Below are 19015 nucleotides of genomic sequence, written 5' to 3'. Positions count from 1 at the left end.
GTGTAAAGAAGTGTTTCTAATTTTTATTGGTTCATTTTGATGATGAGCCAATGAGACTGTTAAATTAAACTGATGTAATGTAGTTCATTTTTAATGAGTTACAAATAACACCCAAGATGCTAAATCTTGTGAAGAAACCCCATTAAATCATTCCAACTTTGTAGAACGAAAGTCAAATCATGGCAAAGTCATCATTAAAAAGTTTAACCTTGGTGACTTTGCTTTTTAAATCGTTTACAAATGAGCGCAACAATTATTACTACGGAAGATCTCCACGAGTTTAAATTAGAATTACTCGACGACATCAAACAATTATTAAACACACAATCTGGACAAATAACCAAAAAATGGTTAAAATCCCCTGAAGTACGAGACTTACTCGGAATTTCCCCAGGAACATTACAAAATTTGAGAATTAATGGCACACTACCTTATACAAAGGTTGGTGGTGTGTTGTATTATGATTATCAAGAAATAATGCAAGTATTAGAAAAGAATAGAGTTGATAATAAATTCTAATCTGTTTTGGAAGACATTAACTACATCAAGCATCTTAATGCTGTATTTGTACATATATCCAAAGATTCTCGATTAAATCCAACCCATATAAGCCTGTACTTTGCTTTGTTCTACTTGTGGAATACCAACTTTTTTAGAGATGAATTCTTCATCAATAGAGATGATGTGATGAAGCTCTCTAAAATTGGTTCAAGAACCACCTACCATCGTTGTATAAAAGAGTTAAATCATTGGAGTTATTTCAAATACTTGCCCTCACACAACTCATTTCACGGAAGCAAAATTAGGATGTTCAATTTTTGTACTAGTGGTGGACAAGCAATGGACTCTAACCAGACCAAAAATTGTACTAGCGATGGACAAGCACTAGTATCTATAAACAAACATATACAAACAGTAACAAACCAAAAAAACAATAACAAACCGCAAAATTTTAATAATTCAAAGACTAATAATTCTAAAAGCCAGAACAAACAACAAGCGGTTGACCAATATCGGGACAACCTAAAGACAACTACAGATAAGGATTACAACGAACCTTTATGAATAATCCAACACCACATATCGTCACAGAAGAAAATGTTCAATACAAATTGGGTGAATTGAAAGGAAATCATATTCTCTACGATTTTGAAAAGATTCTGGTGTATCTGGACGCCAAAGGAAAATTGTTATTTGGGAGGAAGTTTAAAATCTACAAAGAAGACCGCGATATACTCTACAAACTTTGCAATTACCAAATTAGAGATTGGCAAGCTTGTAAGAAATTGAACATCGATATCAATAAGGGTATTTTATTGTCTGGTCCTGTAGGTTGTGGTAAAACGTCTTTAATGAAATTGATTCGACATATTACACCACATTATCAAACCTATGAAATGATACCAACTCGTAATGTAACATTTGCTTTTAATCATATTGGTTACAAAATCATTGAGCAATATGGGGATAATAGATTTTATTGCTTTGATGATTTAGGTATCGAACCAACAGGACGTTATTTTGGTAAAGACTGTAACGTAATGGGAGAAGTCATACTCTCTCGCCATGAACTATTTTTAAAATACAAATTTAAAACGCATTGCACCACAAACCTAAATGCTGAAGAAATTGAAGAACGTTATGGAAATCGTGTACGTTCTCGGATGCGAGAATTGTTTAATTTGATTGGGTTTGATAAGGGGAGTAAGGATAAGAGATTATAAACTTACAAGTGAGGTATTTAATTACGGAAATCCGTAAGAAATTATGTTAAAATTTTAATATATTTATAGTCGATAAAGCCAGACATAGATTTTTATAAAGCTAATGGATATTCATTGGCTTTTCTATTTTAAAAATAACATCGATATATGTGGAATGATAACGAAACCAATTCCGATTTTATAGATTATCAGCATCTAGTAAATGCTGTTACAAGCATTGTGAATAATCCACGATTGTTACCTTGCAGTATAGGGGTTTTTGGTGATTGGGGGAGCGGAAAATCTAGTCTTATGAAAATGGTTGAAGAAACTTACTCAGAAGAGAAAGATGTCTTAATCATTAATTTTAATGGATGGTTGTTTGAAGGTTATGAAGATACCAAAACAGTCCTAATGGGAAGAATTGTTAATGAAATTATCAAAGAAAGAAAGCCACAGGACAAAGCATTAAAAATAGCTGCCAGACTACTCAAAAAAATTGATTTACTGAAAATAGGTCAATCAGCTGTAAAACATGGAGCAGGATTTATGTTAATGGGGCCTGCAGGGCTTGCATTAACTACTACTACAGATGTTTTAGGTAAACTGTCCAATGCAAATTATGAAGATTATATAAAAAAACAAAATGAGAGTACAGACCCAGATGAGATTCTAAAAAATGATATTCAAGAATTTCATTTAGCTTTTGAGGAATTAATTAAAGAAACTAGTATTGAAAAAATAATAGTATTCATAGATGATTTGGATAGGTGTTCACACGATACAGTCATAGGGACTCTTGAGGCAATAAAATTATTTTTGTTTGCAAAAAAGACAGCCTTTATAATTGGAGCAGATGAAAGGCTTATTAAACATGCTGTCAGAAGAAGATTTCCTGAAATCCCTGGAGATAATACGGAAGTAGGACGTGATTACCTTGAAAAACTTATACAATATCCAATACGAATACCGCCACTTAGTGATTTAGAATTAACAACATATGTTAATTTATTATTCACTAATCTATATGCTGATGTGGGGGAATTTGAGCATATAAGAATCGGCGTTTTAGAAGAAAAAAATAAAGACCAATTTGGATTTACATTTAGACTCGAAAATGCTAGTGATTTTATTAATGATGTAAGTGATGATTTAAAAGAAGCTCTACTTCTTTCTGCTCAATTGGTCTCTGTTTTAGCGGTAGGCCTAAATGGTAACCCGAGGCAAACTAAGAGGTTCTTAAATACACTTTTGCTAAGACATCAAATGGCAAAATCAAAAGGAGAGAACCTTGACAAGCGTATATTGGCAAAACTAATGTTGTTAGAATACTTCAAATCAGAAACTTTTAAAAGTTTTTACCAGCAACAAGCCAAAAATCAAGGTATAATTCTCGAATTAAAATTGATGGAAGAAGCTGTGCTTAAAGATGATGATGAGAAATATGAAGAATTATCTGTTGAATATCAAAGTTATTTACAAGATTCTTGGATTAGAAAATGGTTATCATCAGAACCTTATTTGTCAGATGTAAACTTACAATCCTATTTTTATTATTCAAGAGATAAATTATCTGTATCGGGAACGAATATTCAAAGAATGAGTTCCCAAGCTCAAGATTTGTATATTAAAATTCTTAATGATTCTGAAACGATAAGAAGCTTAGCTTTAAAGGAATCAAGTTCTCTTAGCGATGGGGATTCTTCGGCTATATTTGAATCACTTGCAGATAAGATGAAAAATGAAGGTGAACAGTCAGGAGAATCACCGACTATAAAACGTTTAATAGACTTTTGTAGTGCTAGAAAAGAACTCATTTCACAATTATTAAGTTTAATAGACAAATTACCCCATCAAGTTTTGTCACTGAGTATTACTACTTGGTTACAAGAAATATCGGAAGGAACTTCTCATCAACCAACGGTAATTAAAATGATACAAAATTGGAGTCTAAGTTCAACTAATAAACGTTTAGCAGGAATTGCTAAGCGTAAATTAAAAAATATAGAATAGATTATGGGAACTTCTGCATCAGGTACAGGACCAAAGGGAAAAACACCATTATTACCTAGTTGGGCAAACAGTCCGGATAGTTCTCCTGAAACAGGACAAGATGAAAATGGAGAAGAGCTTGAGAATTCTCCAAGTTCAACACCAGATTCTAAATCTGATATGGTTCCTGAACAAAAATTAACAGGAACTAAAAGTATTCTTACAAGAATCTCAAATGGAGGTCGTGGTTCTAGTTTTAAAACTTTTGCAAAATCATATATAAAATCATCTGGAGGGAGTAAAGCAGTTACTAGGGCTTCAATAGCAGGAATTAATGTAGGTAAAAGCTATATTGGGTTTTTGTCAGATGTTTCCAGAGAAGGGTTTAATGAAACTTTAAATAAATATGACCTCTCAGATTGTGTGGGTAAATCTAGTGAGGAGGTTATGGCAAAAATTGCTGATAGAATAGCTCCTACTGGAAGTACTAACGATGAAGCTATAGCTCGGGCTGCCATGATGATTGCATTTGATAAGCTCTACGAAAAAGTTCTAGACAGTGGAAAAGATATGGAATCACTTGATAATCTCGATTCTGAAACATTATCAGATACAGTAATTGAGTTTGTCAGTGCCTATATTTTTAAAAAATGGGTATATGAAGCTGGAATTGCTCTCGAACGAAACGATTTATCAGAAATTGAGGCAATAAAATTAGAAAATGAAATGAGGTTTTTCATAAGGGATGAAGTAAAAAGTGGATTCAAAAAAACTGATATTTCAAAAATAGATTTAGCTCAAGGTAAAGGACGTGAATTAGTTAATGACATATTTGAACTTGCATATTCAACACTAGAGAAATGAGAATTTGGAACATAATTATAAGAAACAACGAGAAAGATACTTTTGATAAGAAAGTTTCTAGTTCGGAAGAAAAATATATCTTAAACACGGTTCAACTACCAGATATGCCCTCTGCGTTTGGAACAAACGTTTTTAAAGAATTTAAATCATCTAAAATAGAACCTAGAGATACTGCTGAAGACCTACTCCACCTATCCCTTGGTATTTATACAACTGACCAAGTTGTGTCAAGAAAAATATATGGTTTTCAAGAATGGAGTCGTCACTTTAGATTGTACATGCCTGTTTCCTCTCTTGAAAAATGGGAAAATACAAAAGAAGATTTAGAAAAATTACTCTCATTCCTAAGTGGTGATAAATGGGAAATTTTTTTCAGACAAAAAGTAATAATAGAAGGGAAACAAGCTAAACTTATAAATGACGACAATCCTGAAAAAATAGAGAAAGTAGCTTTGTTTTCGGGAGGAATGGATTCTTTTATAGGGGCTCTTGATTTATTAGAAGGTAATAATAAGGTTTCTTTTGTTAGTCACTATAAGAGAGGTGCTGATAAAAGTGCCCAAACTAAATTATATGAGAATTTGAGAAAGAAATATGGAGATGATTCTTTTACAAATTATCAGTTTTATGTGCAGCCTAACCAGCAACATAAAAACGCTACAAAAGAGGAAACTTCGAGAGCAAGGTCATTCTTATTTTTATGTCTAGGTTTAGTTATAGCTAATACTTTAGATGAAAATATAGAATTTATAGTCCCTGAAAATGGTTTGATTTCCTTAAACGTTCCTTTGACAGGAACTAGGCTAAGTAGTCATAGTACTAGAACTACTCATCCTTTTTATTTATCTACTTTTAAAAAAGTAGTTTTAGAGTTAGGAATAAATAATAAAATTCTTAATCCGTATCAATGGAAGACAAAAGGGGAAATGATGGTGGAGTGTGATAATCAAAGGCTTCTTAAAACCTTAAATTCAGAAACTCTTTCCTGTTCTCATTCAGAGAATAGTAGATACTCAGGAATGAGACCAGGTATTCAATGTGGATATTGTGTACCATGTATTATAAGGCAAGCTGCTGAGAAAAAAAGTAATATAACTGGAACTGAATATGTGCATAACATAACTCAAAGTACTCCGTCACAGAAATTAGTCTCAGGAAGTGATATTAGGGCGTTCAAACTTTCCCTTAAACGATTAGAATCAAAATCAACAAGAAATATAATGTTTGATATTCTTAGTTCAGGACCTATACCATTTGAAAATAAAAATGAGCTTGATGAGTATATAAATGTTTATAAACGTGGTATGAAAGAAGTAAAAGAATTTTTAGAATGAAATATCACGATACACATTTTCATTTAGACTTGATGCCTAATCCTGTTGAGGTTGTAAAGCAAATAGAAAAATCCGAAGTATATACAATTGCTGTAACAAATAGTCCTGAAGTTTTTTTTCATACTGAAAACATAACAAAGGGCACTAAGTACATAAGACCAGCTCTTGGCTTACACCCTGAATTGGTTGGACAAAGGTTTAAAGAAATTAAAAAATTTATTGAGTTAATTGAAAAAACAAAATATATTGGAGAAATAGGACTAGATAATTTTAATAAGTCTCCTTCAGATTATAAAAAACAAAAAGAAGTCTTTGAAAAAATAGTTGCTACTTGCTCAGATTATCGAGACAAGGTATTAACAATTCATAGCAGAAGAGCAGAAAATGAATTACTCGATATCTTAGGTGATGATTTCCCAGGAAAGGTAATTTTACATTGGTATTCAGGCTCTATTAAAAATCTTGAAAGAGCAATTTCAAGAGGATATTATATTTCAGTAAATTATCAAATGACCAAATCTAAAAATGGTCAAAAAATCATTAATTGTATTCCTAATCATCAAATTTTGTTAGAATCAGATGGTCCATTTATATCCAAAGAAACTAAAAAGTTCACACCTTTAATGGTAAATTTAATATTGGATAATCTATGTGTCTTAAAGAAATGTAATAATAATGGTGAGCTAAAGAGTATAGTTCTACAAAATTTTTATGATTTAGTAAGAAGTTAAAATAGAAGATCTATAATGACAACATTCAAATTAACTGATACGATTATAGGAGTAATTATACATAATGGCAAAAAGATTCAAATTGCATTGAACTCTGACTATCCTAAAATTTATGGGTATAAAACCAACCCTAGTAGTCAAATTTTTGAAATAGATTTTGCCAAGTATAGAGATGAATTAAAAATTTATTTGATTAAGGTTTACGGAAGCAAAGAGAATGAAGGATTGGGAACAAAAGCACTAACTTATTTTGAAGAATGGGCACTTAAAAATGGGTTTAAAAGAATAATTGGCGAATTGGTGGATGGTAAAGATTCTTCAAGTCCAGTTAAATTAAAGCACTTTTATTTAAAGAATCACTATAATGTTGAAGACACTGGTAATGATTATATCTACGCTAAAATCTCCAAGTCTTTAATTTAAGTAATTCTCTAGCTATTTTAGCAATGATTTTCACAACTTCAACAAACAATTCCTTCATGATTCCAGTTTTAAATAATTAATAACTCCAAGCAATACAGCCAATGCCATACCCCTAATATTTTTAGTTTTTAGAAAATAACCCGCTTCATCTATATGTGTTATAAACCCTAATTCTAAAAGTAGAGCTGGACGAAATATAGTTTCTCGTAACACTTGAAAATTAGCAAACTTCACACCTCGTTTTTTAAAACCTAATTTTTGAGTACTTTCATTTAAAATTGATAATCCTAATTCAATGGAAGGCTTGGTATTTGAGTTATCGCTATTATGTACATAAACTTCCATTCCTTTAGAGGTATTTGGAGAAGCATTACAATGCAACGACACAAATACATCAGCATTTAAAACTTTAGTTAATCGACTTCTATGTGATAAAGGAATTAAGGTGTCTGAATATCGAGTTAAATAGACATCTAGTTTATCATCAAAAATTAGCTTATTCAGCTTAATAATTTCTTTGGCAACATTCAAAACCACTTCTTTTTCTTGGATATGATTTATACCAATTGCACCAGTATCATTTCCACCATGTCCAACATCAATTGCAAATTCCGGGGAAAGTATACCACTGATTCCGGTATAAATTGAGCCACCCAATCCGGGTCAAAGTGAACCAGTTATTCCGGACTAAATTGAGCCACTAAAAAGAGTCGATTCTATTTGTAGGTCATAAAATGTTTTATTTGATAAAAACATAATGGCAAACAAACAAATAGAGATGCGTAAAGTAAAGAAGATTTTTAAGTTTTATACCCAAGGAATCAGCAAGCGAAAGATAAGCTCACAAACGGGTATTTCTCGCAATACTGTTAGTAAATACATTGATTTTTTTCAGCGATACAAATTAACAGGATACGAAGTGTCTTCAATGACTATAGAGGAATTAACCACCCTATTTAGATCAGAAGAAAGACCTAAGACCACCCGTTTAAGTATTTTAGAACAGTACTTTCCTTATTTTGACAAAGAACTTAAACGTACAGGAGTTACTCGTTATCTACTGTGGGAAGAATATATATCCAAGCATCCAGATGGATTTGGTAGGTCTCAATTTTTCTATTGGTATAGTCAATGGAGAAAGGAAGTTTCACCAGTAATGCATTTTGAACACAAAGCAGGTGATAAATTATTTATAGACTTCACAGGAAAGAAATTAACCATCGTAGATGAGCATACAGGGGAAATACAAGAATTAGAGATTTTTGTATGTGTTTTAGGCAGTAGTCAATATACCTATGTAGAAGCTTGTTCGAGTCAAAAGAAAGCAGATTTTATTCGCTGTATCGAAAATGCTTTATGGTATTATGGAGGCGTTCCTAAAGCTTTGGTTGTAGATAATTTAAAAGCAGCTGTCACTAAAAGCAGTCGTTATGAACCCAAAGTAAATGAAACTTTTGCTGACTTTGCAGAATATTATGGTACTACAGTATTACCTACCAGAGCTTACAAACCAAGAGATAAAGCCATTGTAGAAAATGCAGTACGTATTATTTATACTCGAGTTTTTGCACCGCTAAGAAATCAAACCTTCCATGATGTTGTTAGTATTAATAAAGCGATACTGGAACAGTTAGAACAGCATAATGATATGTCTTTTAGGGGAAGAAGTTATTCTAGAACTTCCTTATTTAAAGAAGTTGAAAGCCAGACACTAGATCCTTTACCATCAAAAAAGTATGAACTCAAAGATTATGCAAATGGTACCGTTCATAAGAATAGTCATATTTATTTAAGTAAAGACAAACATTATTACAGTGCTCCTTATCAGTATATAGGAAAAAAGGTTCGCATCGTTTTTTCAAACAGTGTAGTTGAAATTTACTATAGACAAGAACGTATTGCTATACATACCAGAATTAAAAGTAAGTATCAGTATAGCACTATAGATCAGCACATCCCTTCTTTTCATCGTTTTGTTAGCGAATGGAGTCCAGAGAAGTTTATCAACTGGGCAGGATATATCGGTGAAGAATGTAAATACTTTATTACTAAGATTTTAGATAAAAAACAACACCCAGAACAATCCTATAAATCTTGTTTAGGCATTTTACACCTAGCAAAGAAAGTAGGTAACACACGATTAAATAATGCCCGTAAAAGAGCCTTGAGTTATCAGGCATATAACTACAAAATCATTGAACGTATTTTAGAAAAAGGCTGGGATGCTATTGAGGAACCCACCGAAGAAGCTACAGAAGTACCTTATCATAAAAACATCAGAGGAAGAAATTATTACAAGTAAATAACACTAAAACTAATTACATATGAATACACAAACATTAGAACAAATGAAACAATTAAGATTCCATGGAATGCACAGAGCATTTAATGAAACCTTACAAGCAAACAGTATCCAGTATACAAATGATGAGCATATTGCTTATTTATTACAGTCTGAATGGGATGACAGGGTCAACAGAAAAATAGAACGTCTTACCAAGGCTGCTAAATTTAGATACAGGGCTATTTTTGAAGAGATTGATTACCATCAGCATCGAAATATTGATAAAAATCAAATACATCGTTTTGCCAGTGGTGAGTTTATTAAAAATAACGAAAGCATTTTAATCACTGGAAGTACTGGTGTTGGTAAAAGTTTTATTGCCTCTGCAATAGGACACCAAGCCTGTTCTCTAGGATATAAAGTGATGTATTTTAATACTCATAAATTATTTACCAAGTTAAAAACATCTAAAGCTGATGGTACTTATACAAAGGAAATCAATAAAATAGAAAAACAAGATTTATTAATACTTGATGACTTTGGATTAAGAGCCCTTGATAGCACTAATAGACACATATTTATGGAAATTATAGAAGATAGACACGGAAAGAAAGCAACTATTATTGCTTCTCAATTACCTACTGAAGCTTGGCATCAAATCATTGGAGAACAAACCATTGCAGATGCTATTTTAGATAGAATTGTACACTCGGCATATAGAATTAACTTAAAAGGTGAATCTATGAGAAAAAAATTAAGAAAAAAACACTAATTTTAACATACAAATTGAATCGATTTTAACACTTGATTTACTCTGCTCAATTTCATCCGGAATGAGTGGCTCTGTTTAATCGGACTTTCCAATCAATTACAATTACTTTTTTCTGACCAAAAACAAAACACATTTTCAGCATCAAAATCGTAAAACAGACGTTTTTGAGCTTCGCGTACTTCAAAAGTTTTAGACTTATCAACATAGCACTTTCCATTTTTAATACGATTTAATGTCAATTCACATCAATTAAATACAATACGATTTATAATTTATTTTATTCACAAATTACTGATTATCACTATTTTGAATAACAATATAAAGTTTTTTTCGAATATCAAAATCAAGTAAATTTTAAACCTATTCCGATATGAAAAAATCACTCTCTTTAACCACTTTATTGCTACTTATTTCAAATGCCTTATTTGCACAAATTGGAGGTATTGAAGATTCCGTTAATGATGTTTCCGATACCATTCGAGCCATTTTCCCCATCATATTAGGTGTCATCTTTTTAATAGGTTTTCTATTTAATGCCGGACATTTCTTTGGAGAAAACGCTGATTTAAAAAAGGGAATTACTCGTGTATTAGTATTTGTTCTCATTGCTGGAGCAGTAGTAGGCATCTTTACTTACCTAATCGGAATCGTAGTTTAGTATGAAACGATTCGAAGTCTATAAAAATATACGAAAGCGTGCAGTGATAATGGGCTTACCCATTTCACTGTTCGCTCTTATGATGACAGCCGTAATTGGCTCATTATTGTTCATCATTTTCTCATTCAGTTTTACAATTATCATTTCGATTTTTGTGTTTAATGCGGCACTCTATGTTGGCTTGACACATATTACCAAAAATCCAGCGCTCTTGCAGTTTCAAAAAGTATTTCCACAAACCATCAGCAATAAAAAACACAGTCGTTTACATTATGAACAAGATTAATCTATCTGCATACCATCCTATTTTAAGCATTGAAGAACACATCGTGTTTGCCAATAATGGCAATGTAGTATTGTGTTATAAAGGTGATTTGCCTGAAATATATTCTTTGTCTGAATCGGATTTTGAAGATATTCACGGTTCGTGGTTTCAAGCATTTAAATCCTTGCCGACAAGTACGGTTATTCATAAGCAAGATATTTACAAAAAGGCGTCATTCGACGCAAAAGGTATTAAAAATGAAACCTTCTTGGAAAAGGCTACTTGCAACTATTTTAAAGGAAGAAACTATCTAAAACATAGTTGCTATTTGTTTTTTATTCTACCATTTAACAAAGCCTTGAATGCTTCAAAATTCACGAACCCTTTCAGAAAAGTAGAGAAAGGGATTCATAAGAAAATGGACCACAATGTTCAGGAATTTATCACTTCGGTAAACGATGCTATTTCATTTATTAATAACAGCCGAAAAGTAAGGTTTACACCACTCAAAGAGAATCAAATACTAAATGTATGCAATGCATACTTCAACGGATTTAATGAGGGCTTTGATACCGATATTCAGTTAAAGAAAACGAATATTGAAATTGGCGAAAATCATTTTGATGTATTGGCGGTTAATAGTGAACTCTGTTTTGGGGATGTTGTGCAGAGCAGTAAAACCAATGATAAATTCACGTCGGATGATTTTGTATTTCATCAAGGATTTATAGATGGATTAGGATTGAATCTCAATGAAAATCATATCATCAATCAAATCATTTATTTAGATGACAAGCACAAATGGCGAAAACTACTCGACAAGAAAATAGAAGAACTTAATAAGAGTTCCAATTTTGGTACGCAGAATAAAGTCATCTTAAAGAAGATTGAAGACATCGTTGCTAAAATTAACGAAGACGATTCTGCACGAATAATTCGAGGACATCTCAATGTAGTTTTCTGGTCTAAAGAGGAAGCAGAATTAAGCAACATTGCTTCCAAAATAAAAACAGAATTTAAAGAACTCGATATTGTTCCATATTACCCAAAAGGAGAAGAACGGAAAAACTATTTTTTAAATTCTTATTGCTGCTTTGCTTCCAATTTTTCTAACGAAGATTTGTATGTGACGGATTTAAAACACGCCTTGTGTTTATATATCAATAACAGTAATTACAAATCCGATGAAGTTGGTATTATCTTTAACGATAGACAGCATAATATTCCAGTTTTAAAAGATGTTTGGGATGAACAAAAGAAACGCATTAAAGCACGAAATTTTGCCATTTTTGCACCAACTGGCGAAGGAAAATCGTTTTTAGCAAATAATATACTTCGCCAGTATTTTGAGAGTAATGTCCGTCTGGTGATTATAGATTTAGGTGGTTCATATTCCAAGTTTGCAAAGCTCTATCCGGACGATCATATTATTCTACGTTATGAGCAAGGAAAAAATTTAGGCATCAATCCGTTTTATATTTCTTCTATAGAAGATTTAACACCTGAACGGTTAGAAGATTTAGGAGTTTTTTTATTGGAGTTATTAGCCTCAGGAAAAGAAGCGACCAAAGCCGAAGAAGTGGCTATTAAAAAGGTGCTTCGCTACTACTACAATTCCATTGAAGACAATCATTCATTAGCATCACTGTATCAATTTGTAGATGATAAAAAGGATACGCTTATCCAGGAATTGAAAATTCAGGAAGACTATTTCAGCATCTATAACTTTTTACACATCCTTTCGGAATATGTAGATGACGGTTTGTACAGTTTCTTATTCAACGTAAGTGAAGACCAAACCTATAAGATTGAAGACAAACGAATGATTGTTTTTGAACTTGATGAAGTCAAGGACAACAAGGAAATTTTATCGGTAATGTTGAAGTTGATTAAATCAGCTATTCAACGTACCATTTGGCGTAATCGTTCAGAACGAGGGATTATCCTTTTTGATGAGTTTGCCAAACAATTGAAGTTCGATAATGTGCTTGAAAGTGTAGAATTCTACTATCAAGCCATCCGAAAACAAAATGGTGCTATTGGAATCATTCTGCAATCCATAAATCAGTTGCCTAATAACTCTACATCAGCAAGTATTTTGGAAAATACACAAGTGGTGTATAGCCTTCGGAATGAAAAAGGCTATGCAGAATTACAGAAACGCTTGAACCTTTCCAGCCACGACTTAAACCAATTGAAATCCATCAGAAACAATTTAACTGGTAACAGAAAATACACCGAAATGTTTATCAAAATAGGCAAGGAAAGTAACATCTTTCGATTAGAAGTTCCTAAAGAAGTGTATGCAGCATACCTCACAGATGGAAAAGAAAGTGAGCAAATTATGCAACTATATAATGAACACAAGTCGATGGAAAAAACCATCAACATATTTACTAATTCTTAAAATCAAATTATTATGAAAAAAACCATTTTTACAGTAGTGCTTATCACAATGATAAGCTTCAAAGGAACAGCCCAAGGGATGCCTGTGTATGACAACACAAATTTTATCTCATTTGTAAAATCATTGCTAGAGTCTGGAAAACAAACTGCCAATTTGATGAAGACCGTAAAGTTCTTAAAAAAACAAAAAGAGAATATCGACAAGGTCAATAGCGTAATTAAACAATTAAAAGCAGTTAGGGAACTGGCAAAAAACAATGAACGCTTGTACAATGTGGTGCAAGACGATTTACGTGAGATTTTGAACTCGCCTTATATAAAGCCCAACGAAGTGACCCGTATTTCTGATTCTTTCGATGCAATTATACAGAACTCAATGGATGGACTGGAGTATATAGATAAGATACTCTCCAGTGATAATATGAAAATGACTGATGCCGAACGTGCCGAAGTTCTAAAAGCAAAGGAGTTGGAATCCAAGGAAATGGTTGCTGAAATTGAGGCAAAGACAAGACGTTATCGAGAGATTATTGCTTTTAGAGAAATGCAGCATAAAATCAACAATAGAGAAACCAATTACTAATGAGTGGTATTTTTTTAGGCATAGGGTTAGAATATATTGATGCTGTTTTTACCACCATCAAAAACAGTGATTTTTCGCAGTACACCATTACTGGAATGAAAACACTTGCCATATTATTTTTCCTAATTAACATCCTAAAAAAATACAATGAAGGTGTAGCTAATAATGAGGGTTATACCTGGGGATTAACACCTTCGGAATTGGCGAAAAACTTTGCAGTCATTATATTAGTTATTTTCTCTACACAGGTATTGGGTGTCTTTGATACCATTTTGGTTGCTATTGAATCTCAATACCGAGACACGGCTCCAGCACTCCTTCCGTTACAAATGCAAGATATTGATTTGGAACAGGATGTGGGTGCTTTGGAAGCCGCCAAAAAAGCATTGGCAATGCTCTATGAAGCTTTGGTAACACCTTTGTATGGCTTAAAGGTTTTGTCTTTTATCATGGCAATGTTTCTGTGGTTATTAGACTTGTTTATCTATCCTTTATTTCTTGCGGAACGTTTCTTTTTATTAGGAATTATGCAAGCTTTTTTTCCTTTGGTAATAAGTTTGGCAGTGTTTGAGAAGTTCAGAACCTTGGCGTACAATTTCTTTAAACTCTACGCAGGTGTGTATATGTTAGTACCTGCTTTTTTCCTAGTGAATGTATTTGTGAATAATCTCTATACCGAAATCAACACCAATTTCTGGGAGGACTTATTTGGTACTGATTGGGGAAGCAACTTTTTTGCGCCTTTGTTACAATTCGGTTCTATTGGTTTTATTGTCTTACTCAAATTCAAACTCTATCGTCGTGCTACTTCTTTTGTCTTTAAGCTATTTGCTGCCTAAGGCAGATTTAATTAAAAAATAATGAAAACACCTTATAAAAATATTTACAACATATTGAAGCTAAATCGCTTCATTGTTTTAGCAGTCGTTATTGGAGCTGTATTGACGTGCATTGTTTCGGTAGTTCTGGTTGTAAAACTTCATAAAGAAACTGTTAATAATGCTTTTGTGGTCAATACAGATGGCAGTGTTATTCCTTTGAAATTAGTGTCGCAACAAGAAAATTTAGGCGTAGAAGCATTGGCGCATTTAGAGTTGTTTCACACCTATTTCTATCACATTGATGCAAGTAATTATGAAAAGCATTTAGAGAAAGCTCTTTGGCTTGGTAATAGTTCTGTAGATGCTTTATACAGACAGAAAAAAGCAGATGGTGTCTATAATCGTTTGCTTCAATATTCTTTGGTGCAACGTGTGTTAAGTATCGATTCTAAAATTGATATTTCACAAGTGCCATATAAGTTTGAAACGAAAACCATTTTTGAAATCAATCGTGGTTCTATAGTTGATACTTATGAATTGACAACAACAGGTAATTTGATTCATGTTGATAGAAACTTTCCGAAGAATACTCACGGATTATTAATTACCAACTTTTTTGAAAACACACTTAAAAAAATCGATTATGAAAATTGAAAAAAATAAACTTGTAGTTGCTGCAATCGTCATATGTGTGATACTTTTTATTGTGTCATACGCTGTAAGTATAATGAGTAGTGATGATGAAGCGACGATTGAAAACAATCAAATTCCTGTGCCTGAATTAGAAGACAGCCAAAAGGAATACGGTTCTAAATTAGAAGCATTAGATGATTTAAAAGAAGTCAGACAAACTAATGCCCCTAGTATTTATGATGAACGTTTATTGGACTCAACAGGAGTTTATGACCCTAACTTATTGGATAAGCGGAAAATGCAAATGGTAGATAGTATCTACCAACAAGGACAAATTCGTTATTCTGAAAGGACGTATGAAAATATAAATCCTAGATACAACCCTCCTAAACCATCTATAAAAGCAGTAAAAGATACAATTGATAATACTGAAGAAAAGGAAATGAATATTGCTGCCAAAGAACGTGCCTTAGAGCATCAGCTTTTTTTTGCTTCGCATCCAGTAGAAAATGATAATCTAAATGCTCAAAATACCGATGCAATTATCTATGTGAGAGTAGACGGTACGCAAACGGTAAAGACAAATTATCGTTTGCAAATGCGGTTAGAAAAAGATGCTTTAATTAATGATGCGCTCGTTCCTAAAAACACGTCTATTTATGGATTTGTAAGCTTTAAGTCTAATAGAACCATCATAAAAATTGAAAACGTTAACCATAAATCTGTTAAACTAAAAGCTTTTGACCTACAAGATGGCAGTGAAGGTGTTTATGTTGAAAATAGCTTTAGAGCTGAAGCAAGACAAGAAGTTGTAGGCGACCTTGTTGATGACATCAATATCACAGGAGTACCACAAGTAAGTGGCATTAGAAAAATATTTCAGCGAAATCATAAAAATGTAAAAGTTACAATTGCCGATAATTACAAACTCATCTTAAAATCTTCAAAACCAACATTGGTACAAAAATTTGGAAAGCCTATAAAGGGCATTTAATTAAACTCACTCTTATGAAAGCCCATAATGGGTACTTATTTAAAGCTAATTATTATGAAAAAATATATAATCATCGTCGCATTTATTTGCTCAAGCTCATTATTTGCACAACAAAAATTAGATACTATTTATGCTAACGATAAAAAAAATGTTGCCTTGTTTTTTCCGGATCCAATTCGCCAAGGAATTACTGGAGCTTCTCATTTTGTATTCACTTATAATCGAGAAAAAGAGCAGTACTTTGGCTTGCTTCAAGCACAACCAGGAGTGGAAAGCAATTTGTTGACTGTTACCAATAATGGGCAGGTGTATTCATATATTTTAAAATATTCCAATAAACTACCAAGGTTGAATTATTTTATTCCAAAAAATGAAAGCATCGGTAATGAAATTCCTAAAAAGACTATACAGAAACCAGTAATTAAAACGGTTAATGAATATAAAAGACGAATCACATACTTTCAAAAGTTCAGTGAATATTTATTGAATTCTAAATCTGAGCGTATTGCTACAAAACGTGAAAAAGGAATAAAATTACGTTTGCAAAAGATGGTGTATAATACTTCAGAAGTGTATCTTGTTATTGAGGTTCAAAACACATCAGGAATCGATTTTGAAGTTGATTATTTGAACATTTATAGAACCAATGGAAACAAAAAACGAAAAGCTTCTTATCAAAGATTACAACAAAAAGTAATCTACAAGTATAAAATGCCATCGATGGTTAAGGATGAACAATCTCAACGATTTGTATATGTACTACCTAAATTTGTATTGGGAAACAATGAGAAGATGGAAATAGAATTGCAGGAGTTGAAAGGGAGTAGAGGCGTTTATTTACTTAAAACAATTAACTAACTTTTCTTATAACATTGTCTAAAGCTTCATCAGCCTCTTTATAGATAAAATTAGCTTGATAATTTATAGTTGTTTTTAAATCACTATGTCTATATAACTTCTGCAACATTAAAGGATGAATAGCATCTCCAGCAATATTGCCGAAGCTGTGTCTAGCTATGTGCATGGTAAGTTTTTTATCAATATTTGCTTTTTCAGCGATAGACTTTAAATAGTAATTGAATTTTTTGTTAGCAGTTTTAATTTTTCTGTAAACGTCTTTTGAGTCTTTCTGGTTGGCTTTCTTTAATTCTGGAAAGATAAAATCACCATTGTTCCTTTTCTCATTTTCGTAGAATTTCAATATTTCTCTAATTTTTTCTGGAATTTTTAGTGATAATAATTTTGAGTTTTTACCCATTCTGTATTTGAGCCTATTATCTTTTATATCACTCCATTTAGTTCTAAGTACATCGGAAACCCTAACACCAGCAAAGTTGAAACTATAAAGCCAAACATTTCTTGAATGGGTTTCTCCAGGAGATAAATTGGTCAAGGATTCGATTCGAAGAATCTCTTCAGCAGTTAAACCAATTTTTTCTGTTTCTGGAAATTTGATTTTTATTCCATCGCCACCAAAAGGATAGAGCTTCTTTTTTACAATTCTAGCTTTGATAGCTCTATTGTATAATAATCTAATTAAAACAAACACATTCATAATGGAAGTTTCACAAAGATTATGTTCTTTAATCAAATAGACTTTTAGTTTTTTCAAAAAACGTTCATCAATTTCCTTAAAAGTTAATTGTTTTGATTTATTAAACTTGAGAATGTAACCTACATAAGCCTTATCTGTAGACAACCTGCCATGTTTATTAGACACTTCCAATTCATCAAGGTGTTCTTGGGCAAGTTGAAAAAAACTTAGCTTTTTTGATGGTTTATAGATTTCCTTTTTAATAAAAAATGCTGTCGTGTCTTTGTCTTTAGTTTGTAAAGAAATTAAGCCTTTACTAGCTTCTTTAACTTTAGCAGAAATAAGCTCGTTTAGCTTCTTTGAGTTTGGATGCGATTCCATTACAAGTTTATTAGTTTCGTCCCAATGTTCTATGTCTATGTACTGTCCAATGTGTCGATAAGTAGAGCAGCGATCTTTGGTAATTCTAATTGCAAGAGGGTATAGCCCTTTTTTATTGGGCTTTTTTCGTAATGTTATTTGTGCGCTTGCTGCCATTGTCCTGTTTACGAAAGTCAAACTAGGTACAACATTCTGCGAAGAATCTGTTGTAAAGGTACAAAAAACCTAGAATTTTTGGGTACAACATAGGTACAACATTTATTGATTTTATATGATTTTAAATGGTTTCAAAGCAAATCAATAAAAATGTAACTAATTAAAAATCAAGACATTTAACTTTCTTTGGGCAAATATACGCTAGACTTAGGATCTGGTGCCGCGAGGTGTGGGAGTTCGAGTCTCCCCGCCCGCACTTTTTCAACTGCTAAATTGCAGTCATAAAACCTCTCAGAAATGAGAGGTTTTTTTGTTTGGGTACAACATAGGTACAACATTTCTACTTTTTTCAAGACGAATGATAGATTGTTGTCATATGCTCTCATTTGAAATCAAACTCTATTTCTTCCATTAGGGATTAATAAATTTTGCATTTTCTCAACCTTAGTTCTTCGGTTGAGAGTTTTTTATCATACAATAT

General features: G+C 32.4%; 20 protein-coding genes. 18 read left to right on the top strand and 2 right to left on the bottom strand.

All coding sequences use genetic code 11. The features are described from left to right. Nucleotides 1-240 precede the first annotated feature (240 nt). From ACY2RU_RS03980 to ACY2RU_RS03945, 8 genes are all read left to right on the top strand, one after another. Nucleotides 241-519: a helix-turn-helix domain-containing protein gene (locus ACY2RU_RS03980; RefSeq protein WP_490137111.1), complete on the top strand. Its 279-nt coding sequence runs from the start codon at nucleotides 241-243 to the stop codon at nucleotides 517-519. Nucleotides 520-525: 6 nt separating this feature from the next. Then, a complete protein-coding gene (locus ACY2RU_RS03975; RefSeq protein WP_490137110.1) occupies nucleotides 526-1065 on the top strand; it encodes a hypothetical protein in 540 nt (179 codons plus the stop codon). Continuing rightward, nucleotides 1062-1724, top strand: a complete 663-nt coding sequence (locus ACY2RU_RS03970; RefSeq protein ID WP_490137109.1) for a P-loop NTPase family protein — start codon at nucleotides 1062-1064, stop codon at nucleotides 1722-1724. Before ACY2RU_RS03975 ends, ACY2RU_RS03970 begins: the two co-directional genes overlap by 4 nt. A gap of 147 nt (nucleotides 1725-1871) precedes the next feature. Next, nucleotides 1872-3716 carry a KAP family P-loop NTPase fold protein gene (locus tag ACY2RU_RS03965; protein ID WP_490137108.1) on the top strand — a complete coding sequence of 615 codons (1845 nt, stop codon included), beginning with the start codon at nucleotides 1872-1874 and terminating at the stop codon, nucleotides 3714-3716. Between the two features lie 3 nt (nucleotides 3717-3719). Continuing rightward, nucleotides 3720-4559: a Qat anti-phage system associated protein QatB gene (gene qatB, locus ACY2RU_RS03960; protein WP_490137107.1), complete on the top strand. Its 840-nt coding sequence runs from the start codon at nucleotides 3720-3722 to the stop codon at nucleotides 4557-4559. After that, complete coding sequence (qatC, locus tag ACY2RU_RS03955) at nucleotides 4556-5893, top strand: Qat anti-phage system QueC-like protein QatC (RefSeq protein WP_490137106.1); 1338 nt, start codon at nucleotides 4556-4558, stop codon at nucleotides 5891-5893. Before qatB ends, qatC begins: the two co-directional genes overlap by 4 nt. Next, nucleotides 5890-6624, top strand: coding sequence for a Qat anti-phage system TatD family nuclease QatD (gene qatD, locus ACY2RU_RS03950; protein ID WP_490137105.1), 735 nt, complete (start codon nucleotides 5890-5892; stop codon nucleotides 6622-6624). Before qatC ends, qatD begins: the two co-directional genes overlap by 4 nt. A gap of 15 nt (nucleotides 6625-6639) precedes the next feature. Further along, the gene (locus ACY2RU_RS03945; protein WP_490137104.1) at nucleotides 6640-7047 is read left to right on the top strand and encodes a hypothetical protein; all 408 of its coding nucleotides are present in this window, start codon (nucleotides 6640-6642) and stop codon (nucleotides 7045-7047) included. Between the two features lie 54 nt (nucleotides 7048-7101). Here the strand turns inward: ACY2RU_RS03945 and ACY2RU_RS03940 are convergent, their stop codons facing one another. Next, nucleotides 7102-7704: an N-acetylmuramoyl-L-alanine amidase family protein gene (locus ACY2RU_RS03940; RefSeq protein WP_490137103.1), complete on the bottom strand. Its 603-nt coding sequence runs from the start codon at nucleotides 7702-7704 to the stop codon at nucleotides 7102-7104. Between the two features lie 100 nt (nucleotides 7705-7804). On the opposite strand from ACY2RU_RS03940, the gene istA reads away from it, so the two are divergent. The 10 genes from istA (at nucleotide 7805) to ACY2RU_RS03890 (ending at nucleotide 17321) form a co-directional block, all read left to right on the top strand. After that, entirely contained in the window at nucleotides 7805-9349 is a 1545-nt protein-coding gene (gene istA, locus ACY2RU_RS03935) for an IS21 family transposase (RefSeq protein WP_490137102.1), read from the top strand. Nucleotides 9350-9371: 22 nt separating this feature from the next. Continuing rightward, nucleotides 9372-10103: an IS21-like element helper ATPase IstB gene (istB, locus tag ACY2RU_RS03930; protein ID WP_490137101.1), complete on the top strand. Its 732-nt coding sequence runs from the start codon at nucleotides 9372-9374 to the stop codon at nucleotides 10101-10103. A gap of 370 nt (nucleotides 10104-10473) precedes the next feature. Then, the gene (locus tag ACY2RU_RS03925) at nucleotides 10474-10761 is read left to right on the top strand and encodes a hypothetical protein (protein ID WP_490137100.1); all 288 of its coding nucleotides are present in this window, start codon (nucleotides 10474-10476) and stop codon (nucleotides 10759-10761) included. A gap of 1 nt (nucleotide 10762) precedes the next feature. Continuing rightward, a complete protein-coding gene (locus tag ACY2RU_RS03920) occupies nucleotides 10763-11047 on the top strand; it encodes a hypothetical protein (protein WP_490137099.1) in 285 nt (94 codons plus the stop codon). Beyond that, nucleotides 11034-13433: a TraG family conjugative transposon ATPase gene (locus tag ACY2RU_RS03915; RefSeq protein WP_490137098.1), complete on the top strand. Its 2400-nt coding sequence runs from the start codon at nucleotides 11034-11036 to the stop codon at nucleotides 13431-13433. Before ACY2RU_RS03920 ends, ACY2RU_RS03915 begins: the two co-directional genes overlap by 14 nt. Nucleotides 13434-13445: 12 nt before the next feature. Next, nucleotides 13446-14015 (top strand): coiled-coil domain-containing protein, encoded by a 570-nt coding sequence (locus tag ACY2RU_RS03910; protein ID WP_490137097.1) that lies wholly within the window; start codon nucleotides 13446-13448, stop codon nucleotides 14013-14015. Next, a complete protein-coding gene (locus tag ACY2RU_RS03905) occupies nucleotides 14015-14854 on the top strand; it encodes a hypothetical protein (protein ID WP_490137096.1) in 840 nt (279 codons plus the stop codon). Before ACY2RU_RS03910 ends, ACY2RU_RS03905 begins: the two co-directional genes overlap by 1 nt. Nucleotides 14855-14875: 21 nt before the next feature. Beyond that, nucleotides 14876-15490 (top strand): conjugal transfer protein TraK, encoded by a 615-nt coding sequence (locus tag ACY2RU_RS03900; RefSeq protein ID WP_490137095.1) that lies wholly within the window; start codon nucleotides 14876-14878, stop codon nucleotides 15488-15490. Continuing rightward, on the top strand, nucleotides 15480-16463 hold the full coding sequence (gene traM / locus ACY2RU_RS03895) for a conjugative transposon protein TraM (protein WP_490137094.1): 984 nt from the start codon (nucleotides 15480-15482) through the stop codon (nucleotides 16461-16463). The genes ACY2RU_RS03900 and traM overlap by 11 nt, the downstream gene beginning before the upstream one ends. A gap of 54 nt (nucleotides 16464-16517) precedes the next feature. Continuing rightward, on the top strand, nucleotides 16518-17321 hold the full coding sequence (locus tag ACY2RU_RS03890; RefSeq protein ID WP_490137093.1) for a DUF4138 domain-containing protein: 804 nt from the start codon (nucleotides 16518-16520) through the stop codon (nucleotides 17319-17321). Here the strand turns inward: ACY2RU_RS03890 and ACY2RU_RS03885 are convergent. After that, nucleotides 17314-18534: a phage integrase SAM-like domain-containing protein gene (locus ACY2RU_RS03885; RefSeq protein WP_490137092.1), complete on the bottom strand. Its 1221-nt coding sequence runs from the start codon at nucleotides 18532-18534 to the stop codon at nucleotides 17314-17316. The two genes, ACY2RU_RS03890 and ACY2RU_RS03885, sit on opposite strands and share 8 nt — an antisense overlap. Between the last annotated feature and the right edge of the window lie 481 nt (nucleotides 18535-19015).

This window comes from Ulvibacter sp. 2305UL32-6 (assembly GCF_058148545.1).
The sequence above is the reverse complement of the archived record's forward strand: the minus strand, read 5'-3'. Positions and strand labels throughout refer to the sequence as shown.